A 26,005-nucleotide genomic window follows, 5' to 3' on the forward strand; every position below is an offset into this window, starting at 1 on the left:
CCTCTTCGATTTCCAAGGAACAACCTTAAACAGTCCACTGGACTGTTTAAGCTATCCTACTCTCACATGCCCAAAATACTTCGGGCAGTGCGTTGACTGCCCACCAAGGCAATGATTAACAAAATAGCCTGCACTAAGCTACCAAACATAATGGCTAGGCTTTCCATAATCCCTGCCCCATTTGAAACAGCGATTTTTCCAGCTGATTCAAAAAGAGGTACAAGAGAGACGATGAGGAAAATTAAAACTCCTTGCAGGGCATAGACCATAATATTTTTAAGATAGCCAATCCCAATGCCACGCCAATCATCACTAAGGAAAGCTGGAATCGTCAGTGGCGCAAAAGGAATCATGAGATAAAGTTGGATAAAGCGAATGGTAATGAGAATATTCACGACCATCACACTAACTAAACGAACCAACCAAATCATGATGGCAAAGAGTCCGACAATCATTTTTCCAACAATGCCTGAGCCTTTAAGACCTGAGATGGTGTCATAGGCTGTTCTCCCATGTGACACCACGCCTGCCACCTGTTCGATGATGTGGGAAGCAACAGCTAAGATAGCTTCCACAATCACAGTGGTGTTAGTAATCACCACTGCTACCATGATGTAGCTGACAATCATTGGGGCAACAGCTTCAAAAGTCATGGCACCTCCTGAGCCCGCAATTTTCTTTGCCATCTTAGAAAATTCCAGAATCAAAACAACCGCTAAAATCGCTACTCCCAAAGGCTGCATAATCCCTTTGGTGATAGCAGACATATAAGACCAGACGGTCGGATTGTATTCTGCCAAGGATTTGATTAAATCAGCTGTTGATTTTAAATCCACATTAAAGCCTTCAAAAAGGCTGTCGCTTGAAATTTTCTCTGAGGCTAGAAAGACAAAAGCTGAGGTTAGTTTCATTATCATGTCATACCTTGCCCTCCTAAATTGTAATCTGAGTAACAAAGGCGCCAGCAGCACCGACCATCACCCCACCCACAATTTCTAAGATAGCATTACGGACACCTGGTCCTCCATCTTTGATATTGGTCGAAAGGTTGATAATGCCCATCACAACAAGAAAAGCCCCTACGGCAATCAAGCCTTTTTGTAAGAGAGACATGGCTTGTGCAAACATGGAGCTGGCGTCCACTCCGTAAACAAAGCCTGTAAATTTTTGATCCATATGATTCCTCATTTCTATTAGTGTAGTGTGGTTTCTTTGCTTAAATCCCTGACCTTGTGGTTCGATAAATCAAGAAGTGCTTCCTTGTTGCTTAGCGGATCAATCTGATAGTGCCACCAACGGTCATCCGTCTCCTTATCCGCAAGGTATTTCCAGTTCTGGTGTTTCAGAGGGAGATACTTCTTCTCCTTAAAGACTGGAACTCCTGCAATTCTTACCAAACATTCATCTCGTTTCATGTTTCCGACTTCATCAGGGGTCATCAGGTCCCTTGCAATTTTTTGATGAGAAGTAGAACCAGACCCTGTTTGGCCATAAGACCGACTGGTGTTCCTCACATCGATAGTTTGTTTGCCTAAAAGGCCACTCATAAACTTAAAGGTCTCTTCGTCATTCCCACCCAGATACAGCAGACTGTCACAGTTACCAAGAATGGTTTTCCAAGCCTCTTTTTCCTTATAAAGCCCTTGGAGCTGAGCGATATTTTGAAGAATGGGTACGAGACTCATGTTTCGGGAACGAACCGTTGAAGTTTGTTCGGCAAAGTCTGGGATTTCACCGATATTGGCAAATTCGTCCAGGTAGCTTCTCACATGAATAGGTAGTTGCCCCTTAAAGTCCACATCAGCCTGTCTGGTCAAGGTTGTAAAGACTGTTGAGAAAAAAAGTGCAGACAAGAATCTGAATGTCGTGTCATTATCAGGAATGACCAAATAGACCATCGTCTTCTGAGTTCCCCATGTCTTCAAGTCCATGGTGTCCCGCTGCGTCAAATCAATCACTGATTGGATATTAAAGAGTGCAAACTTAGCCGTCGTCACGGCAATGACTGAATCAAGGGTCTTGTCCTTGTAGTTCTGAAAATCTGCCCAGTTACGCATGGTAAAGTTCTCCATGCCATACTTCTTAGCATAATTTTCAAACATGACTTCAAGGACACTCTTATCTTGATTGTCTCCTTTAGATAAGAGTTTAATGAGTTTTCCAATCTCTGAAAAAGCTGGATAACGCCCACGCTTGCGCCGCTTCTCAGCTTCTTCCTTGGAGCTTTCTGGAGGATTGTAAAAATCCACTAAGTAAGATGAAATAGCTCTGACCAAGGTCATGGAGGCCTCATCCCAAAAGGGATCGCTTCTTGAACCACTACCTTTCGTGTTGTTAAAATACACCGTCAGCATGCGGTTCAAATCATTCTCAGTTTCCACATAACGAAAGGGATTAAAACCATCCGAATTAGTCATATTCACTATGTCTAAGACCTTGACCTGATAGCCATTTTCTAGAAAGAGCTTCCCAGTTTTTTCTGCCAAATGGTCCTTGGGATCAACCACAATGTTGGAACAGTTAAGCTGAATCAGATTTGGTTTGACAAAGCGAAAGGTCTTCCCTGCTCCTGACCCACCAATAACAACCAGGTTCTTATTTCGGTCAAACTGTGGCGTTTTCTTTTCTAAAAGAGTCAACCTGACATTTCGAGACAAGATGGTATCGTTCAAAGGATTCTTACTGGTAAAGGCTTTACGCTCACGACTATTTCCAAAACGAGCAGAGCCATACTCAGCCCCTTCTCGGTAGACCTTTTTGCCTGTTGAGATGTAAAGATAGACAAACCCCATGGTCATAAGTCCAAAGAGAAAGCCTAAGAAGGATTTTCCAGTGAAGTTGACATCCCACAAGGGATGAAGCACTTGTTTTTGTCCTTCTCCTAAGAGATAAGCAAGACGTTCAATGGGTGGCTGATTGGGAAGACTCTCGTACAGCAAAACCAAACGATGACAGAAATAGCCAAATACAAGCCCTAAGCTCCCAAAGACGATGGCTTTTTTCCCTGAATACACTAGAGAGTCACCTCCTTGGTCTTCACGGCAGAAGGTTTTGACATCACAATCTGTTCCTTAGCCTTTTCAATTTCCTCATCAAGGGTTTTATCGAATGTTAAGTCTTGAAGTTTTTCTGGATTAGAGACTAACTTTTTCAGTAACTCATCTAGGTGTCTGTCTAAAAGAGACTTGTCCTTGGCGTAGAAATGAAGATAGTTCCCTTGCCAGCTAATGGCAATCGGAAGGTTCTCGGATTCCATCAGTTCCTTGAATTTCTCCATATCAATCGGTTTATCCAACATATCCCTGGTCACGTTTACTGATTCAATGGCATAGGGACTTTGAAGCAGTTCTTCCAACTTTTGAACCCCAATCTTATAAGCTGAGTCTTGAGCTAGGGCTTGCCTAGCCGACCACTCTAAGAGCTTTAAGAGCGTTTGAACCGTAAACAGGCTACTTCTCTCCGCATATTGCAAAGCTTGGCGTTCCTGTTGTTCTGAAGACATAACTCCCTCCTTTGTATGATTCCCTCATAAAAATCAGGGTGCCTTCATAATACGAAAGCCTTCTTGATTTTGGTATCACAGAAATGATAGAAGAAAAACCACACCATTCCAAGAGAGATGAACCAGAGTAGACATTAAAACATCCGTTTTGAGACGAACCAGTCCTAATGTCACTCCTAAGCTGCCATAAATGAACCAAGTCATCATGCTAGAAGGGTGGTGCGCTAAGGAAAAGAGGAAACTCGTCAACAAAAGCTGAGCAAATGGCTTAGACAGCCTATCCCACAAAACTTCTCGGTAAAAGACCTCCTCCACTATACTGGCATTAAGTAGAAAAATAATAAACGACAGAACGGGAACTTGATCCTGAACAGTTACCATCGTTTGTTGGTTAGTCTCAATTCCTGAAAGCGTGACACTCATGGCAAGAGCTATACTCACCATCACGCCAAGGCTCCCTAAAAGCCAAACTCCTCTCTCTATCCAGGACATGTTTCTTTTGGGCATGCCATAGTGTTTCCAAAACCACAACAAAAAACTTAAAAAAGCAACTTGTAAGACGATTAAGCCTATCCCATCAATCCATCCCATTAAGAAGAGACTAACTAAGAGCACATTAGCATGAATGGCTCCGTACATCAGTAATATTCGTCCCATCTCTACCTCCTAAACAAATCTTCATAATCAATCTCTAATACTGCTACAATTCTCTCCACCCATTTGAGTTGAGGCATAAGGCGATTGGACTTGTAATGACGGAAAGTCTGATAGAGACGATTAAACTCACTAGGATAGACGTATTGACCTTTAAAAATGTTCCGTGCTAAATCTGCCCAAGACATGCCCTTATCAATGAGGAGGATTTCTAAATTTTCCCAAAAGCGTTCGTTCATAGAGCCTCCTGTTCTGTCATGTCCTTAAAAAGATGTTCACGAAAGAGCATTTCCTTATGGTCTCTTGGAAGAAAGGTTCGTGCCTCTTCTACACTCATATCTGGATAAACTTTCTGATGACTGACCACCAGTGGAAGACGGAGATTTTGTTCTGGTCTTGTTAAGACTAAAGTCACCAACTCACTCAATTTCATCCGTTCCTGACGTTTAAAGCGCTGAAAGGAGGGAGCTAATAACTCAAAACAATCACTGGTTTTGGCAAATAATCCCAGTAAGTCCTCATGTGCCAAGTGGCCAACGTCTTTACAGGTATAGGAAATGTCATGTGACCTACAAAAGTTAAAGAGTTTCTGATTACGACTGGTATTTCGACTTAAATAGATTTCTAACATGTCTCCCTCCTATACAGATAAATCCTTCTGCAATTCTTGAGTCAGTGGTGTGAAAACTTTACTCCTATCAATCGGAGACTTGCCTTCGCCGAAACATTCAATCGTAATCAGACTTGTCATCTCCACTTCAGCTTGATGGATGGCTTCATCCAGTTCTGTACATTCCCTAATACTTTTATTATGTAACAACTTCATGTTCTTCTTCCTCAATCTTTCTAAATGCTCCAGCAATGGCTTCGATGACTGTCACGGTCACACTATTGCCTGCTTGTTTATACAGCTGGCTTTTACTGGAGACGCTTTCCGCTCTTTCATAGGCCCAGTCAGGAAAACCCTGAAGTCTAAAACACTCTCTGGGAGTCAGCCGTCTGATTCTTAAACGATAGAGTTTCCCATCAATGACAATCCCTGTCACCTCATACCACTTGTCCTTGCGATATTCAAGAGCTGCCACGACTACCCCCATATTGTCAGAAGTGGTTATCGTATTAGATACCCCTTTACCGACTCGTCCCCTTCGTTTTGTGGACTCTGGATAAGCAAGGTTGACAGAATCCCCTATTGTCGCCTTGGCATAACCTAGTTTAGTAGCTTCTTTGATTTTTAAATGCGGAGCTTCTTCACGACAAAGAATCTTAGGAACTTTATCGCCTCCCTGCATGGTGGTAAGTGTTGGGGATACCCCTGAAATATCATAGATGCGTCCCGTTTGAACAAAAGATGTTGGTAAGGTTCCTGCGACAACGACACCATGCCTATCTTGAGCAGTTAGGGTAAACATAGGGGCTTGATTGTCCTTAAAGCGTCTGCCATGTTGGCGTTTCTTCAGTCTATCTGGTGTTAAAACTGATATAGCAATTTTAGCTCCTTCCCCTTTTCCTCTGGTTAGGGTTGGGGATAATCCGTGACTCAAGTAAACCTCTCCACTCATGCCTTTTCCTGATGGATTAACATTGCCTAATCGCTCAAGACCAGCTGTGCTACTTTCTCTTCGGAGAGGAAATAAGAATCGGGGACGGTATCTTCTAGAATGTCCGATAATAAAGACCCTTTCTCTGTTTTGTGGGACTTGGAAATCTTTACTGTTAAGGATTTGCCATTCAACATCATACCCCAACTCATCCAATGTAGCGAGGATTGTTCGAAATGTCTCTCCCTTGTCGTGACTGAGTAAGCCCTTGACGTTTTCCAAGAATAAAAAACGTGGTTGGATCTGTTTGGCCGCTCGAGCAATTTCGAAGAACAAAGTACCTCTAGTATCCTCAAATCCCAATCGTCGGCCTGCGAGTGAAAATGCCTGGCAAGGGAATCCCCCACAGATGATGTCCACTTGCCCTCTAAGTTGTCTAAAATCTTGGTCTGTGACTTGTCTAATGTCATGAAATTCTATCTCTCCTTCAGTCTCATACATAGCTTTGTAAGATTTCCTCGCAAACTTATCAATCTCACAAAAACCAACACACTCATGGCCTTGACGCTCCAATCCCAGTCGAAAGCCTCCAATTCCAGCAAACAAATCTAAAAACTTCATTTTTCCTCTCTTTCAAAATAAAAAGAGCCTTACTATTTGTAAAACTCTTACTTAAATATGGTCATCCATCTCTGGTGCACGGATGATTTCAATCAATAAAATAATAAGGGAGATGAGATAGACTCCACCTAGTATCCACCAAATCATCTTAATCACCTCCCTTCGTTTCTTGTCGCCTTAGCTGCTTGGTCCATTCAGACAGCACACCATTAAACACGTATTCCGCAATCGCTTCTGCCGACCGAGCAAATCTCATATGTTCCAAAGCGTACTGATAACGGTCACTAAAATAAATCATGGCGTAATCACTAGCTACCTGTGATAAACCGACTTGTCTCAACTGGTCATGAACCAAGCCCCAAATATAATCTCGATCGTACTTGGTCACTGAGTCAACTTTTGGAGAAAAGGTATCTTCTTGTTTTTCAACTACAACTTGTCTCTCCTCCTCATCCTCAAAAAGGAAATCACTCTTTTCAGTTTCACTATATTCAGTCTCACTTCTTTCAGTCTCACTAGGGGCTGAATTTAAAACCGGCCCCGGCTGATTTGGAGACCCCCCTAGTGTTTTTTGAACACTACCCCCGTCTGAATTTAAGACTGGGGTGGTGTCATGTTCTAACTCCCCTAAATAAATCTTATTAGCCAAACGCCCTTTTTCACTGGAAGACTGTTGGACTTCATCAATCAGTCCAAATTCTCTCAATGTCTTTTTAATCGTCAGCAATTTAGACTTGGAACAACCAAGGAGTGCCATTAGTTTGGAGTTAGAGTAAATCAAATAAATAGCCCCATCCTCATCAATCCATCCCTTACTCAGAGATAATTCCAATCGATCTTTTAAGACTGCATAAGCCACTTTAACCTCTAGTTTCATCTCCTTATAGCGGTCACTCTCAAACAAAAGTTTTGGGAGCTTATAGTAACGCTCTGACGTTTGATAGTGATTTGCGGTAATACGCTTCATGATTGTCCCTCCAACAATAAAAGTCCAACATTCCCCAGTTCATCAAATTGAATCAACTCTGCTTTCTCCATTTCAGCAACTAAATGTGTTGCTTCATCAACATCAATTCCCATGATAGCCATGAGATGACGCATCACAGCATACCGTGATGACTTTTCTTCTTTTTCCATAATTTTCCTCCTGAAAATAAAAAAAGCGAGAACACTTATAAAATGTTCTCGCTGAACCAATATATTTTACGACGTATCTATTTTTTGTCTACGCAGTCGACATCCAAACAGACGTTCACATCAATATACTTTTTTTGTACCTTTTTTATGTCAAAATCATTCTTTTCAATAAAGACAAAATGCTTGAAGAAGTGCTTAAAATAAAGGATTTTCACTCTTTGCTTCGTTGTAGCAACACTACGCACTCCACATGATGTGTCATTGGAAATAAATCCACGGGCTGAACTTTTGTGAGTTTATAGCCTAGTTCTTGATAGAGCTTGATGTCACGCGCCATAGTGGCTACATTACAAGATATATAGATGATTTTCTTTGGATTCATGCTGACACTTGATTTGATAAAACTTTCAGTCAAACCTTTACGTGGCGGATCAACCATGATGACACTAGGTTTTATACCTTGATTTAGCCATTTTTTGATAGCATTCTCTGCTGAATCACAAACATAATGGGCATTGCTAATACTGTTTAGCTCAGCATTCTTTTTGCTATTTTCAACTGCTTGAGGGATAACCTCCACGCCATAGACTTCTTTGACGTGTTTCGCAACTGACAATCCAATGGTGCCAATTCCCGAATAGGCATCTACTACAATATCCTCTGTACTTAACTCAGCGAAATCAATCGCAGTTTGATACAGTTTCTCTGCCATCTCTGTATTGACTTGGTAAAATGCTGGGGCAGCAATTTGAAAGTCATTATCCAGCATGCGGTCAGTAATATAATCTTGTCCATACAGTACATGAAATTCCTTCCCAAAAATCGCATTACCTGACTGGTCGTTAATATTCTGCATGATAGATTTAATATTCGGAAATTGCGCGATTAATCGCTCCATCAACTGATCAATACGGAAAATTTTAGGACGAGTTGTCACTAAAATAACCATGATTTCACCAGAGTAATGTCCCCGACGAACCACAATATTGCGCATCAAACCAGATTGCTCTTTCTCATCGTAAGGTTTTAGGCCAAAACGACGCAGCAAATCCCGCACTGCCAAAACGACTTGGTCAATAACTGGATCCTGAATATAAAAATCCTCAATTGGCATTAAATCATGCGAATTTTTTCGGAAAAATCCCGTTTCTAGCTGTCCATTGACACGGCGAACAGGAACCTGCGCTTTGTTTCGATAATGTAGTGGGTGCTCCATACCAAGGGTTGGTGCCACTTCGATATCTGCAATTCCAGCAATCTTGTAAAGACTATCTCTAACTTTCTTGGTTTTAAATTTCAATTGCTCACTATATTTTAGATGCCCAAGGTCAGCAATACCTGTCCTCAGATAAGCCACATCAACATCTTCGTTTCGATAAATGGATTTCGTCAGATAGGCTTCTACCTTGCCAAAACCAATTTTTTTATTGACTTTCAGTATGCGCATACGGATACATTCCGTAGGCAGAGTATTCTCTACAAAGAAAACCACCCCCTCTGCCTTAGCCACTCCTGCACCGTCATGGCTCAAATCCACAATTTCAACTTCTATCACATCATTCTTTTTTAACATATATTTCTCTTTCTATCATCTCTGCCATTTCCCAAAAAAAGAAAGCGACCGCATCATCACTTTCTATTCTATCATTTATCTGAGTCCTAATTGTGCTAATTTTGCTTTATAGGCTTCAAAATCAACTAGTAAGCCTTGACCGCCATACATATCATAGGCATCTATCCAATCTCCATTTTCAGGAATGGTCACCTTTTCAACACCATTACGAGCGTTGGTAAGAGAAGACAAGCCGTGCGTTAGTAAAAAACTATACGGAACATTGGTTGAGGTTAAAGCAAATACTTTTCCAAGCGCTTCAGAGCCTGTAAAAAGCTTCGTTGGGTCTTTGACTTGCTGAATAATCGCGCTCATCACCTCTTGTTGGCGACGTGTTCGGCCGAAATCTCCTTCGTCATCTTTACGGAAACGCGCATAATTCAAAAGTGTGCGACCGTCCATTCGCTGTTTGCCAACCTTAATCGTCTGCTCTGGAACCACGCCGTCTTTCATATTGAGGTCGTCCGGCACCTGTACTTCACTCACTTTTTCACCATTGATAGTTGAAAAATTCGCATTCATTTCAACACCATTTGGGAAAAGGGTATCGATAGCTGTCGCAAAGGTCGAAAAGTCAACCAAGGCATAATACTTAATGTCAATATCAAAATTGTCTTTCAGCACTTGACGTACTAATTCAGCGCCTTGATTATTATTTTGCTCTCCAATGGCATATGCTACATTTAACTTTTGATCATAACCAGAACCTTGGCTGACTCCATCAATGTGAACGAGCGTGTCTCTCATGAAACTGACGAGTTTCATTTTTTTATTTTTTCCACCGACATTTAAGACCATAATCGAATCTGTCCGCGTTTCAGAAGAAGATTGCCCAATTCGTCCATCTGTTCCCAAAATAAGAATATTCACACCATCTTTGGTATCTTTCCCATTAAAGACTTCTGTTTGGGCAGCTTTGGCATTTGGATTGCTTTTTGAAGTGTTCAAGCCTTTTATAAACATGAACAACATGCCCCCTACAATGAGAACCAAAATTAAAGCAAGCCAAGCTAGAATCCGCTTCACACGTATTTTTCTATGCCGTTTTTCCTTTTTAGGCTTGGGTATATTTTCTACAACACTTTCAGCCACATTAGTTGGTATGTGCTCTGATTTAGCTCGTTTATTACGGCGACTTCTCTCTGGATATTGAGGGAGTCCCTGTTCGGTGTAACCAAAATTCTCAGGTACTTGTTGGTCAGAAAAGGTACCTCTCGATTCACGAGCTGATTCTACTCTTTGGTCTCCTTCTTGCTTTCTCAGAAGATATTGATATTCTTTTTTCTCGCGTTCATTTAAATAATGGATATTTTTGTAAAGATAGTCCAGTCTCAACTGCTCATGGTGGCTGAGATTATCTGATTTTTTACCCATGATTGCTCCAATCTACTGTTCTGAAATAGTATAAACGGTATAATTTCCTAAAATTTTATAAGTAATGCCAATCGCTTCTAACTCTTTCATCGCAAATGACACTAAATCCTCTTTTTCATTATTGATGTCCACAATGAAAAAATATTCTCCCAAAGCGGTCTTCAACGGGCGACTTTCAATCTTTGTCAAGTCAATTCCCCGCCAAGCAAAAGTTGCAAGAGCTTTGTATAAAGCACCGGGCAAATTGTCTGGCAAAGTCAAAGCAAGCGTTATTTTCTTTTCCTTAGGATATAATGACAAAGTCGGAATCGACTGTCCCAGCAACCAAAAACGGGTGAAATTCTCAGCCATTTCTTGAATATTCTCTGCAATAATCTGCAGACCGTATTCACTAGCTGCACTCCTTGGCGCAATGGCTGCATAATTTTCTTCTGGATGCTGAGCCACAAAACGAGCCGCATAAGCTGTGCTAGCTGTCATTTCGATTTTAGCTTGTGGATAATGTTGGCGAACATATTTTTTTCCCTGCGCAATTGCCTGCGGATGAGAAAAGATTTTTTCTACTGGCTTATCAGCTGCCGTTGCCAATAATTGTTGTTTGATTGGCTGGACGATTTCTGCCACAGCATGAATGGCTGCCTGATGAAAAAGGTAGTCCAATGTTTCATGAACGCTTCCTTCAATTGAATTTTCAACTGGCACTACAGAATAATCCACTTCTCCTGTCTCGTAGGCTTTGACAACTTCCGTGATATTTTCAAAAGCCACCAATGTATCTGTTGGAAATGCTTCTTGCGCCACATGATGAGAAAAAGACCCTTTCGGACCTAAAAATCCAATTTTCATTGCAACACCTCCACGATTTGTTTTGGCGTCAAAGTAGTCACATCAATAACTTTTGTAGCCACTTCTTCATACCAAGCCCGACGTTGATCGAAAAGATTTTTCAAATCAGCTTTGCTATTGTTCAAATAAAGTGGACGCTGGTGTTCTTGATCCTCTTCAAGACGCTGGTAAAGCGTTTCAAAATCTGTTTTTAAATAAATATTTTCAGCGTTCTGCTTTAACAACTCGCGATTTTGAGCATTGCTGATGATGCCGCCACCGGTTGAGATGACTTGGTCTGACTGTAGCAATTCTTTTAATAATTCACTTTCTTTTTGCCGAAAAGCTGCTTCGCCATACTGCTCAAAATATTCTTTAATCGGCATTTCCAGTCTCTCTGACAAAAGAGCGTCCATGTCGATAAAATTTTCATCTATCAAGCTAGCAACCGTTGTTTTCCCAGCCCCCATGAAACCAATCAAAATCTTAGCCATGAAGTAAGTCCTCCAAATCATCAAAGAAATTTGGATAGCTCGTATTGATAGCTTCGGCGCGCTCCAACTCGACTTGACCGTCCTTTACCAAAAGAGCTGCAATAGCCGTCATCATGCCAATTCGGTGGTCGCCAAATGTATGAACTTTAGCACCGTGAAGAGACGTTTTCCCTTTGATGATCATGCCGTCTTCTGTCGGAGTAATATCAGCCCCCATGCTATTTAGTGCATCTGCCACAACTTGGATACGGTCTGTTTCTTTTACCTTTAATTCTTCCGCATCACGAATCACCGTTTGCCCCTTAGCTTGAGTGGCCAGAAGTGCAATGATTGGCAATTCATCAATTAAACGCGGGATAATTTCTCCGCCAATTTCTGTGCCGACTAATTCAGATGTCTCTACCATTATGGTGGCGGACTTAGCAACTCTGTCTATATTGGACAAGTTTATATTCCCCCCCATAGCCTTGACAACATCCAAAATGCCAGTTCGTGTTTCATTGATACCAACATTTCCCAAAATAATCTTAGAATTGGGAATGATAAGTCCTGCTACTATCCAGAAAGCCGCACTAGAAATATCTCCTGGCACCAGCACATTCTGTCCAGTAAACTCTTGTCCGCCTTGAACGCGGATTTCCTTTCCATTGACAGAAATCTGACCGCCAAATTGTTTAATCATGTCTTCTGTATGATTGCGGGTCATTTCTTTTTCCACAATGACAGACTCGCCCTGAGCTTGTAAAGCCGCAAATATCAAAGCAGACTTAACCTGAGCAGACGCCACAGGCAAGGTATAATGAATGGGCTGTAAGTTCTTATTCCCATGAATAGTGAGCGGTGGCAAATCTCGCTTGGTTCGCCCGGCGATTTGCACCCCCATTTGACGAAGAGGAATCGTTATGCGATCCATAGGACGTTTAGATAAACTATCATCACCAAACATTTCCGCCACAAAATCCTGCCCAGCTAATACACCTGAAATCAAGCGAATAGAGGTTCCAGAATTTCCCATATTCAGTTTGTTTGTCGGCGCTTGAAGACCAGCAAAACCTACTCCATGAATCGTTACTACATTGCCATCATCTTCAATTTGAACACCTAAATCACGAAAAACTTGCATGGTGGATAAAACATCTTCACCACGCAAAATATCGTGAACCGTTGTCACTCCCTTGGCCAAACTACCAAACATAATCGATCGATGACTAATAGACTTATCACCCGGCACACGAATACACCCAGCTAATCCCTTTGCATTTGTACGTAACTGCATAGAAAACCTCATACCTGATTCTTTTTACATATTGTACCATAAAAAGAGGAGGGAAACAAAAGAGAGCGGGGAAAAAGCTTCATTTCGTTGAATTCAACTTTTCCTCACCCTCTTAAAATTATAAACTTTCTGCAAATTTTTGCTTGATGAATTGTGCAGAATACGCTAATTTTTCTTCCTCTTTTTCCGTTAAACTAAGTTTGACTTGCTCAAGAATTCCCTCGCGTCCTACAATCGCTGGATAACTCAGGTAGGTGTCTAATGGCTGATAATAATTTGATACTGGCAATTCTTCATGCGAATCCGATACAAGGGCTACTGCTAAACGGATAGCTGCGCTCGCAATACCATAAGATGTGTATTTTTTGCCATAAAAAACGGTATGCCCTCCCTTAAGGGCTTCTAGAGCAATTTCATCCAACTCCTCTACTGAAGCAAATGTAGAAATCGGTTGTCCTTTTATCCGTACTTGGCTCCAAGCTGTAAATTGAGAATTTCCATGTTCTCCAAGATTGTAGCCATAAACACTTCGAGGAGCGACACCAAAGCGAACACCAACTGCACGTTTCATACGAGCTGTGTCCAGTAGCGTTCCCGTTCCAATAACACGCTCTTTAGGCAGACCAGTATAGTGTTGATAAAGACTAGTAATGACATCTACTGGATTACTAATAACAATGATAATCCCTTTAAATCCAACTTTTTTCAATTGTCCAGCGACAAAAGGAACTTCCTTAGATGTAAAGGGTAATTCCGCAAATCGATCGGCGTTGGGGTTATCTTGTAATTTGATATTGCCCAGTGCTGACACCACCACATCCGCATCTGCCAACGCCTGATAATCATTAACAATAATATTTGCGTGATGATTCAAATTTGCTGCGGCATCCTGAAAGTCAAGTGCATCTGCTTTGACTTTCGCTTCATTTTTATCAATCAACACATAATCATCAAAGGCTCCTTGCGCAATCAGACCATGCGCGACTGCGGCACCAACATTTCCCATACCAATAATCGCAATTTTACGTGACATAAAGCACCTCCATAAAATACACCGTTCAGCTTCACCATTAAACTGAAAATCTGTCTAGTTGATACATTTCATTATACTCAGAAATTAGTAAAAAACAAGTATTTAGTGGAAATATTCAGAAAATTCTCTCGCATTTATTGCATCCTTTCTTCTCCTATGGATTTCATGCACATAAAAAGCTGACCAAAATCTTGAATCAACTTGAATCATAACCTTATTTCAACAATTCTTGAACTGGATCAAAAATGATGCGTTCAATATCAGCCAAGTAAATAGACAATTGTTGTTGTTTATTGAAAAATTCAGTCAGGGCAGGATTGCCTTGAATCTTATCCCCAAACGACTTCATCTTGTCTTGCACTTCTTGCGTTGGCATTTGACCTGATTGCGCCATAGCTTGCAGTTCTTGTTGGAAAGCTAGATAGTCCTTTAAAAGGTTCTTTGCTTCACTATCAGCATCTACTGCTTTTCTGCTTTCGACAACGGCTTTGTACTCAGGAAGGTCACGCAGAGTACGGCTTAATTCATTCGCTAAATCATAAATATTTGACATAGTTTTCCTCCTTAATCTAAAAAGACTTGATAGTGTGTCTTTTCTCTTATTATTTTAGCAGATTTTTCCAAATCTTCGCGATTTTTAAAGGTGATTTGCAAAATTCCGTTAATATCTTCGCGATTTTCTTCATTGATGTGAATATTGACAATGGATGTTCCCCTTAGAAGTTCCAACACTCCTAAAATAGCATCTTCTTCATCGGGAACATTGATGAAAATGTCATAAAAGCTATCCACACCTGCTCGTTTATGAATTTCCATAGCTTTTCGCACTTGGCGACCATGCTGAAAGAAGTTCCAAATCACATCTTCATTTTTATTCTGAATAGCAAGTGAAATAGTATCCAATCGCTTCTTAAAATCCTCTATCCTCTCTAAAATGGCATCTGGATTTGTCAATAAAATCGAAGTCCACATGCTCGGTTCACTTTCTGCAATCCGTGTCATATCACGAAATCCCCCAGCAGCGAAATGCTGCGTCATTTCGTGCTGTTGAATATAAGCAGCGGCTTGATCCATAAGACTAGAAGCGAGAATATGCGGAAAATGACTAATCTGGCTGGTGACCCGGTCATGCTCTTTGGCATCAATCTCAATAAAGCGAGCATGCAGACCAGATAAGAGATTCTTCATTTCTGCTATCGTGCCTTCTTTCGTCAAATGAGACGGAGTAAAAATATAATAGGCATTTTCAAAGAGGTTTACATCTGCTGCACTAGCACCTGACTTATGACTACCAGCCATCGGATGAGCACCTACAAATCGAATAGTTTTTTCCTTTAGAGATTCTTCAGCGGCAGTTACAATTTCAGCTTTGGTAGAACCTGCATCTGAGATAATCACATCTTTTTTCAAATCTAGAGTTGCTAATTGCCTGATAAACTCAATGGTTTGCTTGATAGGAACAGCAAGGATAATCACATCTGCCAGAGGAGCAAATTCAGCAAACTGATCGGTCACTTGATCTACCATGCCTTTTTCAAGGGCAATTTTTCGGGATTCTTCTCCACGATTGTAACCTAATATAGTATAGTCTGGATGATCACGTCGAATTCCAAGTGCGATTGATGAACCAATCAAACCAAGACCCGCAATATAAATAACTTTCTTTACCATGCTTACTCCTTACTTTGGCTCAACAATAAATCCCAGAACAATCGACACTAAAATAATAACCATAACAATCGCTGTGAAAATCGTATACATTTTATCTTTTGTTTTGACAAAAATGATAAATGTTGAAATCACTCGAAAAATCGGTGTCAAAATAAGCATAAAAGCCCCCAGCAACATAAACGTCACTGCATCAAAAATGGAATGACTCTTTACATAGGTAACTGGATTAAACTGTTCCAAATTTTTTAAAGAAATGACCTGCTGACCACTAAAAAGGTAAAGAACCAAGCCAATAAACATAAAAAGAATGGAGAGAAAAATCCCTATGCGAAGAATTTTTCCCATGACCAAATCTAGCTGCTCTTTTTCTTCTTGCATTTTATCTGTCATTGCATACCTCGTATAAACATCTGCACACCCAAAGCTAATAAAGCGACTAGAAAAATCCAGCGCAATACTTTTACAGGCACATAAGGCATGATGCGGCTTCCGATGAAAGAACCTGCTAAAACACCTAAGGCGATTGGCGTAACCAATACCGGATTGATTTGCCCTACAAAAAGATAAAAGATAGCTGAAGCCGTTCCTGTCACTCCCATCATAAAGTTAGAAGTCGCTGAACTAGCTTTTAAGGGCATTTTCATAACAGTATCCATGGCCAATACTTTGAAAGCACCCGCACCAATTCCTAAAAGCGCCGACATAACACCAGCAAAAAACATGACAACAGAGCCACCAGGGACATTGGTCACTTGGTACTTGATTGTTTGATTGAGACCTTTGTCAAAATATTCACCACCGAGATTTAATTTCTCTGCGATAGCATCATTGTGACTCACACTCTGATTGTCCTTTTTGTCATGAATCTTCTGGTACATATTAAATGCTTGAAAGAGCATGAGAGCGCCATAAAGTAAGAAAAGGACTTGAGAATCTGTTATTACTGATAACATTGCGCCTACAAAAGCTCCTAAAGTTGTGAAAATTTCCAAAAACATGGCAATGCGCAGATTGAGCATGTCATCTTTGAGATAGGCAATCGCAGAACCTGAACTGGTTGCTAAAACCGCAATAATAGAAGCTCCGACTGCATACTTGATGTCCACCCCAAATAAAAGAGTCAGCACAGGCGTAATAACAATTCCACCTCCAAGTCCTAGCAAAGCTCCCAAAATTCCTGCAAAAATTCCGACCAAAGTCATTGTAAAAATATAGGTGAGCATTAAAATCCTTTCACATAATTGTGGTATTGTTGAACGGCTTCTTTTAATTCTTCCAGATTATCCGAAGAGAATTTCTCCAAAACCTCAGTTGCAAGCACTGTTGCAACAACAGCTTCCATAACAACACCAGCAGCTGGCAGAGCTGTCGGATCGCTTCGCTCCACCGTTGCCTTATAAGGCTCATGTGTCTCAATATCAACGCTCATAAGTGGCTTGTAGAGAGTTGGAATCGGCTTCATCACTCCGCGCACTACAATAGGTTCTCCGTTGGTCATACCGCCCTCGAAACCGCCCAAATTGTTGGTGCGACGAGTAAATCCATCCTCTTTAGACCAGATTATTTCATCCATCACTTGACTGCCCTTAAGCCGCCCTGCTTCAAAACCAACTCCAAATTCCACACCTTTAAATGCATTGATAGAAACCACTCCTTGAGCAATTTTAGCATCTAGTTTTCTATCCCATTGAACATAGGAACCAAGCCCAACTGGCACACCACCGACAACGGTTTCAACAATTCCACCAATCGTGTCGCCATCTTTCTTTATCTGATCAATATAGGCTTTGATTTCTTCTTCTTGCTCTGAATTGACAATCGAAACTTCTGACCGACGAGCGCGTTTCTTGATTTCAGAAATGGTCAGATTTTCAGGTATCTCAATGTCAATACCACCGAAAGTCACGACATGACTAGCCACCTCAACTCCGATTTCTTCTAAGAGACGCTTAGCAACTGCTCCCACCGCCACCCGCATGGTCGTTTCACGCGCAGAAGAGCGCTCCAATGAATTACGCAGATCATCAAAACGATATTTCATACCTCCGACCAAATCTGCATGACCCGGACGAGGTTTGGTAATCTTGCGCAGCTCTTTTTTCTTGTCCTCCACATCTGCTACATTCATGATGTCCAACCATTTTTGATGATCTAGATTGGTCACATTGAGTGTAATTGGTCCCCCCATGGTTCGCCCATGCCGAACACCAGAAGTAATTTCCACTTTGTCACTCTCTATTTTCATACGAGCTCCACGACCATATCCGCCCTGACGGCGTTTCAACTCTGCATTGATATAATCAGCTGTCAAAGGAAGCCCAGCTGGCACTCCTTCAATGATAGCTGTCAAACGCGGTCCATGTGACTCCCCAGCAGTTAAATATCTCATTTAATTACCTCATCTGTTGTTGCTATTTAGCACTTACTTTTCTAAATAATCTTTCATCTCTTCTAAAGGGATCTGATGAATGGCAGTCCTGCCTAATTCTGGAATAATGACTAATTTGATTGTCTTTCCACGAGCTTTCTTATCATGAAGTAAGGCATGATAGAGCTCTTCTTGTCGCCAAGGTTGATAATCGGTCGGAAGACCAAACTTACAGCACATTTTTTCAATATCTGTGGTAATTCCTTTAGGCATCAGCCCCTTTTTTTCTGCTACGTATGCTACTTGAACCATGCCAATAGCCACGGCTTCTCCGTGCATGACTTTGCCATAACCAGCAGTCGCCTCCACTGCATGGCCAATCGTATGTCCAAAATTTAGATAAAGGCGCACACCATTGTCAAGTTCGTCTTCCACTACTAGCTTTCGTTTGACATTGCAAGAATGATAGATGATACTTTCTGCATGCTCCAAAATGGATTCTGGACTACCATCCATGTCAGACAGTTCCTGCCATAGCTCCACGTCCTCAATCAAACCATACTTGATGACCTCTCCCATGCCTTCAATCAATTCACGTTGTCCTAAAGTTTTTAAAACATCTGGGTCAATCAGAACTCCGTCCGGCTGAGTAAAAGTACCCACCATGTTCTTAGCCCACGGCGTGTTGACTCCTGTTTTCCCACCAATCGAAGAATCTACCTGAGCTGTCAAACTCGTCGGTATCTGTACAAAATGAACGCCTCGCATATAAGTTGAAGCTGCAAAGCCAGCCAAATCACCGACCACACCGCCACCCAAGGCAACAATACCATCACTGCGGGTCATCCCTACTTTAGCGAGAAATTCATAAACTTTATTGACCGTTGTTAAATTTTTACTAGCTTCCCCTTCCAGAAAATCAAATACAAACACTTCAAAGCCGGCAACTTCTAAGCTACATTTAACCGTTTCAGCATACAGACTTGCCACATGATTATCTGTGATGACAACGACCTTTTGAGCTGACCATAAACTTGCCAACCATTCTCCAGCTTTAGCTAAAGTCCCTTTTTCAATGACAATATCGTAAGGATGATTGGGGATATTCACATTTAATTTCATAGGCAACTCCTTATTTGTACTTTTTTTCCAATGTCTGCCAAATTTCTTTAGTTGGCATTTCTTTTCCTGTCCACAATTTGAATGCTTCTGCTGCTTGATACAACAACATTCCCAAGCCATTCACTACTTCAACTTCTTTTCCTTTTGCCCATTTTAAAAATGGGGTTTCAAACGGCTGGTAAATCACATCTGCCACAAGAAGTGAATGTGGTAAACGAATACTGCTTGGTATCGGTAAAGCCTTACCGTCCATACCTAAACTGGTCCCATTGACCAATAAAGCAGAAATGTTAATTTTTTCTTGCAATAATTCTTGATTTTCTAAAGGTAATACCCAAATCTTCACTGCAGTCTTCTGCTGAATTTCCTTCATTTTCTGCGAAACGCGTTCAAAAGAAGAATGGCGCGTAAACACAAAAATCTCATCAACACCATCTAAAGCAGCCTGCACAATAATCGCTGTCGCTGCCCCACCAGCTCCAAGCATGACCATTTTCTTACCCTTGACGACAAAAGAAGGCAAGCTCATAAAAAATCCCTTGCCATCTGTGTTATAACCAATCAATTTTCCATTTTGATTCACGACAGTGTTCACCGCCCCAATCATCTGCGCAGCCGGCGTGAGCTCATCTAAAAAAGGAATCACAGCCTGTTTATAAGGCATAGACAAATTGATTCCAAACATATCGTAACGACGAATATTTTCAACAGTTGCTTTCAAGTCATCATGTGAGATTTCCCAAGCCACATAAACTCCATTAACGCCCGTTTGCTCAAACGCTGCATTATGGATAAAAGGAGAAATACTGTGTTTGATTGGGTTGGCGACAACTGCCACTAAACGAGTATAGCCGTCAATTTTCATTCAAAATCTCCTGAATTTGCTTCATATTAGTAAGAGAAATTTGACCTGGCGCACTGGATTCATCCAAGCTTGCAAATAACCAACTCGAGCCTGTCAAATCTGCTGTTATCCGCGAAATCTTTCCAATTTGACCCATGGAAATCGTTACAAAATCCTGATCTGGATTTAAGGTTTTAAAACCACGCGTATAGTTCATCAAGTCCAACACATCTTGCTCGCTACGTGCCATAACAGAAATTTTCACCACTTTTGGTGTCAAACTGGTCAATTCAGATAAAATTTCCATCATATTTTCAGGCGTTTCTTTAAAATTATGATAGCTCAAAACAAGATTTGGAAAATCCAACATTTCCTCAAATCTATTTTTGTGAGAAAAATATTCAAAATCAATATAGTCTGGCTGATAAATCGTTGAGATTTCCTTAATGGTAGAAATATATTCATCATCCGTCAATTCAATATTTCCACCTTCGCCAATTGTTCTCAAAGTGAAAATCAATTCACGACCAGCAAATTTTTCAAAAATAGCAGGTGCAACGGTCAAAATATCATCTTTTGCTAAAAAATCCGCACGCCATTCAATAACGTCCGCGTCATCATAACGCGAGCTATCAATATTCTGCGCTTCCTCTAAATTTTTCGGCATCACTGATACGACTAATTTCATTTGTTCACCTTAATGGTAAATACCTTGAGGTAATTACTTCTTTCATCTTTTTTATTATAAGTAAAATCTGCTGGTAAACCGTATTCTTTCAAATAACGGTGCTTCATTCCTGCAAAACCTTTTTCAATTTCTTTTTTAAACTTAGTACGCGAAACATTCGCAGCATTTGTACTAGCAATGATAATCCCTTGGGGATTTAAAATTTCTAAAGACTGAGCAATTAACTTATGATAATCCTTAGCCACTGAAAAAGTTTGTTTTTTATTTCTTGCAAAACTCGGCGGGTCTAAAACAATCACATCATAGGTCAGACTATGTCGCTTTGCATATTTAAAGTACTCAAACACATCCATCACAAAAAATGTATGATTGCTTAAGTCAAGATTATTCTCTCTAAAATGGGCTTCAGATAGCTCACGACTTCGTTTTGCCAAATCAACGGAGGTTGTCTGACTGGCTCCTCCCATCGCTGCCGCAACCGAAAAAGCTGCCGTGTAGGAAAACATATTTAACAGCGACTTGCCAGCTGCTAGACCGTCTACCAAGCTACCACGCACCTCATGCTGATCAAGGAAAATTCCTGTCATCAATCCATCATTTAGAAATACTTTATAACGAACGCCATTTTCCAAAATTGGGAAAAATGCTGGCGCTTCTTGCCCGTATAAATGAACAGATTCAACACTCAAACCCTTGAAACGAATTTTCTCATACGCTCCTGTAACTTCTGGAAAAACCTGCTGAAATGCTTGAACAATAGTATCTTTAATCTCGTAAACAAAGAGATTATACCAAGAAAAAACAGCATATTCTTGATACAAATCTATTGTCAACCCACCAAAACCATCTCCTTCTTGATTAAAAAGGCGGTAAGCTGTTATCTCTTTTGATTGTTGATAAACTTGTCGCTTTTCTTTCGCACACTGAAATAACTGACAGAAAAACAAGACATCTAAAGTTACTTTCTTATGTGAAATAAACCACCCAATCCCTTTGTTTTGCTCCGATAAGTATCCGATGCCTACAAAATTTCCTTTTGCGTTTACCAATTCTACGACTTGATGATGAAAAGAAAGTGAAGGAAAATCTTGTTTTTCTAAAACAAATCGTCCTTTTTTTATGTTTTCTTCAGTATAAGAAGGAATCGTAAGCTGTTTCATAAGCTCTATTATATCAAATGTTATGAATTTTCTCAAAAAAATGTACTACTTATTACAAAATGATTGCAAAAAATGCGTTCATACGTAAAAATTCTATTTATTCTCAATGGATAAAAATCCTTTCTCTGTTTTTTATCTAGCAAAAGAAAATGCAACATTTTAAATTACCAACTTAAATCAAAAATATGTTATACTTAGTAGTGAAAATTTTAGGAAATAAGACAAGGAAGTATATATTTGTGAAAACTATGACTAGGAAGATACTCAACTTCATGAGTACAAGACTAGGTTTTGTCTTGACCTTACTGACCCTTTATTGGCTGAAAACCATGTGGGCTTATTCTGTTGACTTTAATCTTGATATTCAGGGTGCCTATCAAGTCTTTCTCGCGATTCTCAATCCCCTTCCATTGGGATTGCTGTTGATTGGACTGGCACTTTATATTAAGCGCACCAAAGTTTTCTATATTCTAGCAGTTGCGCTTTACATTTTATTATTTGTCTGGCTCATTTCAAACTCTATCTATTATCGCGAGTTTAGTGATTTTGTTACTGTCAATACCATGCTCGCTTCAAGTAGTGTCTCGGCTGGTCTAGGAGAGGCTGCGCTTGAATTATTCCGCCCTGGAGATTTGATTTACATCATTGATTTTCCAATCTTAGGTTTTCTTTTTTATAAAAAATGGATCCGTTTAGACGATCGGCCATTCAACAAGCGAGCTAGCTTTGCAATTACTGCTCTGTCCAGTATGCTTTTTTCAGCCAATCTCTTTTTAGCAGAAGTTGACCGTCCAGAGTTATTGACACGCGGCTTCTCTAATTATTATGTTGTCCGCGCTTTAGGCTTGCCAGCCTTTCTTGGCTATAGTGCTAATCAGACATATAGCGCCAACAAAGAACGCTCCAAAGCAAGTGCTGAAGATTTGAAACCAGTTGAAGAATACGTCAAGTCACACTATGCCGAGCCAAATAAAGAGTATTACGGAATTGCTAAAGGTAGAAATGTCATCTATCTTCATTTAGAAAGTTTCCAACAATTCCTGATTGATTATAAATTAAAGTCTGATGGCAAAGAATTCGAAGTAACACCTTTCCTCAACTCACTATATCATTCCAACTCAACTTTTGCTTTTTCTAATATCTTTAATCAAGTAAAAGCCGGAAAAACATCTGATGCAGAAACCATGCTAGAAACTGGTTTATTTGGTCTCAATCAGGGGTCCTTTATGGTAAACTATGGTGGAACAAACACGCAGCAAGCTGCTCCGTATATTCTCTCAAAAAATGGATATAATTCTAGTGCCGTTTTCCACGGAAATGCTGGTAGTTTCTGGAATCGAAATACCACCTACAAACAATGGGGATATAACTATTTCTTCGATTCTTCTTACTTCTCTAAGCAAGACAAAACAAATTCATTCCAATATGGCTTGAATGATAAGATTATGTTCAAAGATTCTATTAAATATCTTGAACATTTGCAACAACCATTTTATGCAAAATATATCACCGTTTCTAATCACTATCCCTATACAACTAGCTTGATTGGAGACGAGACTGGTTTCCCACTTGCTTCGACTAAGGATGAAACAATCAATGGTTATTTTGCAACGGCCAATTATCTAGATTCTGCCGTTAAATCATTCTTTGACTACTTAAAAGCGTCTGGTCTTTATGAGAATTCAATCATCGTTCTTTATGGTGATCACTACGGTATTTCCAATTCACGGAATCCCTCGCTGGCGCCATTACTAGGCAAAAACTCTGAAACTTGGTCTAGCTACGACAATGCCATGCTCCAAAGAGTTCCTTATATGGTTGTTATTCCTGGTATGACAAAAGGAAAAGTCATTAATACCTATGGCGGGCAAGTTGACCTTTTACCTACTCTGGAACATTTGCTCGGTATTGACTCTAAACAATACTTACAAGTTGGTCAAGATTTACTCTCTCCAAAACATCAGCAAACCGTTGCCTTCCGTTCATCAAACTATTTCGTAACTCCTAAGTATACTAGCTATAGTGGACGTACTTACTACACAGAAACAGGAGAAGAAATTACCAATCCAGATGAAACAACTAAGGCAGAATTGGAAAAAATCCGCAACACAACTAATGAGCAGTTGAAAATGAGTGACCTGATTCAAACCGGAGACTTGCTTCGCTTCTATACTGGAAATGATTTAGGAAAAGTGAATCCTAAGAACTATTCTTATACCAACTCACTTAAATCATTATTATCTATTGAAAAGAAAAAAGGTGATGAATCTACAAGTCTTTATAGCAAACGAGGTGGTAATTCAACTGTTGATCTGTTTAATTCCCCAAGCTATCGTGCTCTTCACCCTGAACAATTTGAATCAACAAGTAGCGTTTCTTCCTCATCAACAGAAGAATCCAGCTCTTCTTCTAAATAACCAAAAATCCCATACAAGTAAAATGAACTGTATGGGATTTTATAATGAAAGAAAGCACTCAATCTATCAATGTTTTGATGACTCGATTGACTTGATCAAAGAAAAATTGCTCCTCGTCATAAGTAATACCTGTTGCTTTTGCCAACAAAATCAATATTTCCATAAAAAATTGAGAAGAAAAACCTGTAGTGGAATGCAATTCTTCTTCGTCAAAATGTTTAATTAAATGCGCTAATGGGTTCCGAACGGATTTCTCCAACTTTCGTAGTTCTTTGACCATGATTTTAACTTGCTCTGGTAAATCCAACAGTAAAATCAAGCTAGCTAGACTAGAAGAATGAACTGGACTTTCAGCATGAAAAGTACTCAAAATAGGATGATCTGTATTTTTCATCTTTTCAAAATTCCAACGATCGTAACTCGCTTCTCTGGAATTATGAATGTAGGATTCAATATCAGGAATTTCCAGCTTGATTAAACGCATAAAAATCCGATAAATAGCTGGACTAACAGCACGAATAAAATCAATCACTTGTTCGTTTTTGAGCTTTGCTTCTAAGTCATACAGGTAGTTTGCTAATTGTTCATCTTCCTCAGAATCATGACAAAAAGGTTGAAAATCATTTCTAATTTTCAACTGATATTCCATAGCAGGGCGAATATTTAACTCTCTCCGCTCTGTCATGATATATAAAAGTTCAACTAGCTTTGATTCTGCATCGTTCAGTCTTTGAGCCAATTTATAGGCATGAGCATAATCATAGCGAGAAATAGCATACACTATTTCTTCTTTTATATCTAAATTTCCAAGCATCACTCTGAAATAATCGTTTCTAAGCCAACTTTCATCATATCTGTGAAAGTCGTTTGTCGTTCTTCTGCTGTTGTATCTTCATCTGGATTCACCAAGCTATCTGAAATAGTCATAATGCCAAGTGCTTCGACATTATATTGAGCCGCTAGATAGTAAAGAGCTGCCGCTTCCATTTCCACAGCCAGAACTCCCATTTTACCAAGTTCAATATTTTTTTCACCATAGTTTGAGTAGAAAACATCTGATGATAAGACACTTCCAACGTGCGTAGTCATGCCAAAATCCTTGGCAAGGTGATAAGCCTTATCTAAAAGACGAAAACTTGCAATTTGTGGAAAGTCATATTGAGGCCAATCATTACGAATGATATTTGAATTTGTCGCTGCTGCTTGCGCTAATACCAATTCACGTACATGAACGTCTTTATTCAACGAACCAGCCGTTCCTACACGAATTAAACGTTTCACGCCGTAGTTAACAATCAACTCATGTGCATAGATAGAAATAGACGGAATTCCCATTCCAGTTCCCATAACACTAACACGATGCCCCTTATAAGTTCCTGTATAGCCAAACATGTTGCGAACTTCATTGAAGCATATAGCGTCCTCTAAGTAGTTTTCGGCAATGAATTTGGCACGGAGTGGATCTCCAGGTAGTAAAATTTTATCGGCAATTTCGCCCTGTTTTGCTGCAATATGGATTGACATAAGTAAGATACCAAGCCCGTCAAAAACCCAAACTGAAAAGTACAAGCGCTAAAAAACTTTTCTTAGGAGCTTATTCATCTCAGAAAGGATTGCGTGTGGGTTTTATTCCTTTCGTTTTTAGTTGAGTTCAGAAAGAGATGTG

General features: G+C 40.1%; 29 protein-coding genes. 1 reads left to right on the forward strand and 28 read right to left on the reverse strand.

Annotated features, from left to right (window positions below):
* Nucleotides 1-62 precede the first annotated feature (62 nt).
* The 26 genes from ABKA15_RS05700 to ABKA15_RS05825 form a co-directional block, all read right to left on the reverse strand.
* Nucleotides 63-917 carry a type IV secretion system protein gene (locus ABKA15_RS05700; RefSeq protein WP_049512022.1) on the reverse strand — a complete coding sequence of 285 codons (855 nt, stop codon included), beginning with the start codon at nt 915-917 and terminating at the stop codon, nt 63-65.
* A 16-nt stretch (nt 918-933) separates the two neighbouring features.
* Nucleotides 934-1,176: a hypothetical protein gene (locus ABKA15_RS05705; RefSeq protein WP_024052562.1), complete on the reverse strand. Its 243-nt coding sequence runs from the start codon at nt 1,174-1,176 to the stop codon at nt 934-936.
* A 17-nt stretch (nt 1,177-1,193) separates the two neighbouring features.
* Nucleotides 1,194-3,014 (reverse strand): VirD4-like conjugal transfer protein, CD1115 family, encoded by a 1,821-nt coding sequence (locus tag ABKA15_RS05710; protein ID WP_186832701.1) that lies wholly within the window; start codon nt 3,012-3,014, stop codon nt 1,194-1,196.
* Nucleotides 3,014-3,502: a hypothetical protein gene (locus tag ABKA15_RS05715; RefSeq protein ID WP_049512019.1), complete on the reverse strand. Its 489-nt coding sequence runs from the start codon at nt 3,500-3,502 to the stop codon at nt 3,014-3,016. Before ABKA15_RS05715 ends, ABKA15_RS05710 begins: the two co-directional genes overlap by 1 nt.
* Before the next feature lie 75 nt (nt 3,503-3,577).
* The gene (locus ABKA15_RS05720) at nt 3,578-4,159 is read right to left on the reverse strand and encodes a CPBP family glutamic-type intramembrane protease (RefSeq protein WP_049512018.1); all 582 of its coding nucleotides are present in this window, start codon (nt 4,157-4,159) and stop codon (nt 3,578-3,580) included.
* Nucleotides 4,160-4,161: 2 nt separating this feature from the next.
* Complete coding sequence (locus tag ABKA15_RS05725; RefSeq protein WP_037613274.1) at nt 4,162-4,395, reverse strand: hypothetical protein; 234 nt, start codon at nt 4,393-4,395, stop codon at nt 4,162-4,164.
* Entirely contained in the window at nt 4,392-4,787 is a 396-nt protein-coding gene (locus tag ABKA15_RS05730; RefSeq protein WP_049512012.1) for an arsenate reductase, read from the reverse strand. The genes ABKA15_RS05725 and ABKA15_RS05730 overlap by 4 nt, the downstream gene beginning before the upstream one ends.
* Before the next feature lie 9 nt (nt 4,788-4,796).
* Entirely contained in the window at nt 4,797-4,982 is a 186-nt protein-coding gene (locus tag ABKA15_RS05735; RefSeq protein ID WP_007518276.1) for a hypothetical protein, read from the reverse strand.
* A complete protein-coding gene (dcm, locus tag ABKA15_RS05740) occupies nt 4,966-6,318 on the reverse strand; it encodes a DNA (cytosine-5-)-methyltransferase (protein WP_049512011.1) in 1,353 nt (450 codons plus the stop codon). The genes ABKA15_RS05735 and dcm overlap by 17 nt, the downstream gene beginning before the upstream one ends.
* A 148-nt stretch (nt 6,319-6,466) precedes the next feature.
* A complete protein-coding gene (locus tag ABKA15_RS05745; RefSeq protein ID WP_049512009.1) occupies nt 6,467-7,285 on the reverse strand; it encodes a replication initiator protein A in 819 nt (272 codons plus the stop codon).
* Nucleotides 7,282-7,455, reverse strand: coding sequence for a hypothetical protein (locus ABKA15_RS05750; RefSeq protein WP_186821892.1), 174 nt, complete (start codon nt 7,453-7,455; stop codon nt 7,282-7,284). The genes ABKA15_RS05745 and ABKA15_RS05750 overlap by 4 nt, the downstream gene beginning before the upstream one ends.
* Before the next feature lie 211 nt (nt 7,456-7,666).
* Entirely contained in the window at nt 7,667-9,028 is a 1,362-nt protein-coding gene (gene rlmD, locus ABKA15_RS05755; protein WP_049512007.1) for a 23S rRNA (uracil(1939)-C(5))-methyltransferase RlmD, read from the reverse strand.
* A gap of 75 nt (nt 9,029-9,103) precedes the next feature.
* Nucleotides 9,104-10,441: an LCP family protein gene (locus ABKA15_RS05760; protein WP_049512006.1), complete on the reverse strand. Its 1,338-nt coding sequence runs from the start codon at nt 10,439-10,441 to the stop codon at nt 9,104-9,106.
* A gap of 12 nt (nt 10,442-10,453) precedes the next feature.
* Complete coding sequence (gene pheA / locus ABKA15_RS05765; RefSeq protein ID WP_186832702.1) at nt 10,454-11,287, reverse strand: prephenate dehydratase; 834 nt, start codon at nt 11,285-11,287, stop codon at nt 10,454-10,456.
* The gene (locus ABKA15_RS05770; protein ID WP_049512001.1) at nt 11,284-11,760 is read right to left on the reverse strand and encodes a shikimate kinase; all 477 of its coding nucleotides are present in this window, start codon (nt 11,758-11,760) and stop codon (nt 11,284-11,286) included. Before ABKA15_RS05770 ends, pheA begins: the two co-directional genes overlap by 4 nt.
* A complete protein-coding gene (gene aroA / locus ABKA15_RS05775; RefSeq protein WP_049512000.1) occupies nt 11,753-13,036 on the reverse strand; it encodes a 3-phosphoshikimate 1-carboxyvinyltransferase in 1,284 nt (427 codons plus the stop codon). The genes ABKA15_RS05770 and aroA overlap by 8 nt, the downstream gene beginning before the upstream one ends.
* 118 nt (nt 13,037-13,154) lie before the next feature.
* Complete coding sequence (locus ABKA15_RS05780; protein ID WP_049511998.1) at nt 13,155-14,069, reverse strand: L-lactate dehydrogenase; 915 nt, start codon at nt 14,067-14,069, stop codon at nt 13,155-13,157.
* 214 nt (nt 14,070-14,283) lie between these two features.
* On the reverse strand, nt 14,284-14,622 hold the full coding sequence (locus ABKA15_RS05785; protein ID WP_049511997.1) for a YlbF/YmcA family competence regulator: 339 nt from the start codon (nt 14,620-14,622) through the stop codon (nt 14,284-14,286).
* An 11-nt stretch (nt 14,623-14,633) separates the two neighbouring features.
* On the reverse strand, nt 14,634-15,740 hold the full coding sequence (locus ABKA15_RS05790; protein ID WP_049511994.1) for a prephenate dehydrogenase: 1,107 nt from the start codon (nt 15,738-15,740) through the stop codon (nt 14,634-14,636).
* Between the two features lie 9 nt (nt 15,741-15,749).
* A complete protein-coding gene (locus tag ABKA15_RS05795; RefSeq protein ID WP_049511991.1) occupies nt 15,750-16,130 on the reverse strand; it encodes a DUF1634 domain-containing protein in 381 nt (126 codons plus the stop codon).
* On the reverse strand, nt 16,127-16,963 hold the full coding sequence (locus tag ABKA15_RS05800) for a sulfite exporter TauE/SafE family protein (protein ID WP_003042980.1): 837 nt from the start codon (nt 16,961-16,963) through the stop codon (nt 16,127-16,129). Before ABKA15_RS05800 ends, ABKA15_RS05795 begins: the two co-directional genes overlap by 4 nt.
* Entirely contained in the window at nt 16,963-18,129 is a 1,167-nt protein-coding gene (aroC, locus tag ABKA15_RS05805; RefSeq protein ID WP_049511989.1) for a chorismate synthase, read from the reverse strand. Before aroC ends, ABKA15_RS05800 begins: the two co-directional genes overlap by 1 nt.
* A 33-nt stretch (nt 18,130-18,162) precedes the next feature.
* Complete coding sequence (gene aroB / locus ABKA15_RS05810; protein WP_049511987.1) at nt 18,163-19,230, reverse strand: 3-dehydroquinate synthase; 1,068 nt, start codon at nt 19,228-19,230, stop codon at nt 18,163-18,165.
* 10 nt (nt 19,231-19,240) lie between these two features.
* Nucleotides 19,241-20,095 carry a shikimate dehydrogenase gene (locus ABKA15_RS05815; protein WP_049511986.1) on the reverse strand — a complete coding sequence of 285 codons (855 nt, stop codon included), beginning with the start codon at nt 20,093-20,095 and terminating at the stop codon, nt 19,241-19,243.
* Entirely contained in the window at nt 20,085-20,762 is a 678-nt protein-coding gene (aroD, locus tag ABKA15_RS05820) for a type I 3-dehydroquinate dehydratase (protein ID WP_350015319.1), read from the reverse strand. Before aroD ends, ABKA15_RS05815 begins: the two co-directional genes overlap by 11 nt.
* Nucleotides 20,759-21,922, reverse strand: a complete 1,164-nt coding sequence (locus ABKA15_RS05825; protein WP_049511981.1) for a class I SAM-dependent rRNA methyltransferase — start codon at nt 21,920-21,922, stop codon at nt 20,759-20,761. The genes aroD and ABKA15_RS05825 overlap by 4 nt, the downstream gene beginning before the upstream one ends.
* 239 nt (nt 21,923-22,161) lie before the next feature.
* On the opposite strand from ABKA15_RS05825, the gene ABKA15_RS05830 reads away from it, so the two are divergent.
* On the forward strand, nt 22,162-24,339 hold the full coding sequence (locus ABKA15_RS05830) for an LTA synthase family protein (protein WP_049511979.1): 2,178 nt from the start codon (nt 22,162-22,164) through the stop codon (nt 24,337-24,339).
* 58 nt (nt 24,340-24,397) lie between these two features.
* Here the strand turns inward: ABKA15_RS05830 and ABKA15_RS05835 are convergent, their stop codons facing one another.
* Both ABKA15_RS05835 and deoD read right to left on the reverse strand, forming a co-directional pair.
* Nucleotides 24,398-25,153, reverse strand: coding sequence for a hypothetical protein (locus tag ABKA15_RS05835; protein WP_049511977.1), 756 nt, complete (start codon nt 25,151-25,153; stop codon nt 24,398-24,400).
* Nucleotides 25,153-25,863: a purine-nucleoside phosphorylase gene (gene deoD, locus ABKA15_RS05840; protein WP_049512281.1), complete on the reverse strand. Its 711-nt coding sequence runs from the start codon at nt 25,861-25,863 to the stop codon at nt 25,153-25,155. The genes ABKA15_RS05835 and deoD overlap by 1 nt, the downstream gene beginning before the upstream one ends.
* Between the last annotated feature and the right edge of the window lie 142 nt (nt 25,864-26,005).

The organism is Streptococcus sp. KHUD_010 (genome assembly GCF_040207525.1).
GTDB lineage: Bacteria > Bacillota > Bacilli > Lactobacillales > Streptococcaceae > Streptococcus > Streptococcus hominis.

Bases quoted from the DNA above. Each gene is read 5' to 3' on its own strand.
- ABKA15_RS05700 (WP_049512022.1), bottom strand. From the start codon at position 917: ATGATAATGAAACTAACCTCAGCTTTTGTCTTTCTAGCCTCAGAGAAA.
- ABKA15_RS05705 (WP_024052562.1), bottom strand. From the start codon at position 1,176: ATGGATCAAAAATTTACAGGCTTTGTTTACGGAGTGGACGCCAGCTCC.
- ABKA15_RS05715 (WP_049512019.1), bottom strand. From the start codon at position 3,502: ATGTCTTCAGAACAACAGGAACGCCAAGCTTTGCAATATGCGGAGAGA.
- ABKA15_RS05720 (WP_049512018.1), bottom strand. From the start codon at position 4,159: ATGGGACGAATATTACTGATGTACGGAGCCATTCATGCTAATGTGCTC.
- ABKA15_RS05725 (WP_037613274.1), bottom strand. From the start codon at position 4,395: ATGAACGAACGCTTTTGGGAAAATTTAGAAATCCTCCTCATTGATAAG.
- ABKA15_RS05730 (WP_049512012.1), bottom strand. From the start codon at position 4,787: ATGTTAGAAATCTATTTAAGTCGAAATACCAGTCGTAATCAGAAACTC.
- ABKA15_RS05735 (WP_007518276.1), bottom strand. From the start codon at position 4,982: ATGAAGTTGTTACATAATAAAAGTATTAGGGAATGTACAGAACTGGAT.
- dcm (WP_049512011.1), bottom strand. From the start codon at position 6,318: ATGAAGTTTTTAGATTTGTTTGCTGGAATTGGAGGCTTTCGACTGGGA.
- ABKA15_RS05745 (WP_049512009.1), bottom strand. From the start codon at position 7,285: ATGAAGCGTATTACCGCAAATCACTATCAAACGTCAGAGCGTTACTAT.
- ABKA15_RS05750 (WP_186821892.1), bottom strand. From the start codon at position 7,455: ATGGAAAAAGAAGAAAAGTCATCACGGTATGCTGTGATGCGTCATCTC.
- rlmD (WP_049512007.1), bottom strand. From the start codon at position 9,028: ATGTTAAAAAAGAATGATGTGATAGAAGTTGAAATTGTGGATTTGAGC.
- ABKA15_RS05760 (WP_049512006.1), bottom strand. From the start codon at position 10,441: ATGGGTAAAAAATCAGATAATCTCAGCCACCATGAGCAGTTGAGACTG.
- pheA (WP_186832702.1), bottom strand. From the start codon at position 11,287: ATGAAAATTGGATTTTTAGGTCCGAAAGGGTCTTTTTCTCATCATGTG.
- ABKA15_RS05770 (WP_049512001.1), bottom strand. From the start codon at position 11,760: ATGGCTAAGATTTTGATTGGTTTCATGGGGGCTGGGAAAACAACGGTT.
- aroA (WP_049512000.1), bottom strand. From the start codon at position 13,036: ATGCAGTTACGTACAAATGCAAAGGGATTAGCTGGGTGTATTCGTGTG.
- ABKA15_RS05780 (WP_049511998.1), bottom strand. From the start codon at position 14,069: ATGTCACGTAAAATTGCGATTATTGGTATGGGAAATGTTGGTGCCGCA.
- ABKA15_RS05785 (WP_049511997.1), bottom strand. From the start codon at position 14,622: ATGTCAAATATTTATGATTTAGCGAATGAATTAAGCCGTACTCTGCGT.
- ABKA15_RS05790 (WP_049511994.1), bottom strand. From the start codon at position 15,740: ATGGTAAAGAAAGTTATTTATATTGCGGGTCTTGGTTTGATTGGTTCA.
- ABKA15_RS05795 (WP_049511991.1), bottom strand. From the start codon at position 16,130: ATGACAGATAAAATGCAAGAAGAAAAAGAGCAGCTAGATTTGGTCATG.
- ABKA15_RS05800 (WP_003042980.1), bottom strand. From the start codon at position 16,963: ATGCTCACCTATATTTTTACAATGACTTTGGTCGGAATTTTTGCAGGA.
- aroC (WP_049511989.1), bottom strand. From the start codon at position 18,129: ATGAGATATTTAACTGCTGGGGAGTCACATGGACCGCGTTTGACAGCT.
- aroB (WP_049511987.1), bottom strand. From the start codon at position 19,230: ATGAAATTAAATGTGAATATCCCCAATCATCCTTACGATATTGTCATT.
- ABKA15_RS05815 (WP_049511986.1), bottom strand. From the start codon at position 20,095: ATGAAAATTGACGGCTATACTCGTTTAGTGGCAGTTGTCGCCAACCCA.
- aroD (WP_350015319.1), bottom strand. From the start codon at position 20,762: ATGAAATTAGTCGTATCAGTGATGCCGAAAAATTTAGAGGAAGCGCAG.
- ABKA15_RS05825 (WP_049511981.1), bottom strand. From the start codon at position 21,922: ATGAAACAGCTTACGATTCCTTCTTATACTGAAGAAAACATAAAAAAA.
- ABKA15_RS05835 (WP_049511977.1), bottom strand. From the start codon at position 25,153: ATGCTTGGAAATTTAGATATAAAAGAAGAAATAGTGTATGCTATTTCT.
- deoD (WP_049512281.1), bottom strand. From the start codon at position 25,863: ATGTCAATCCATATTGCAGCAAAACAGGGCGAAATTGCCGATAAAATT.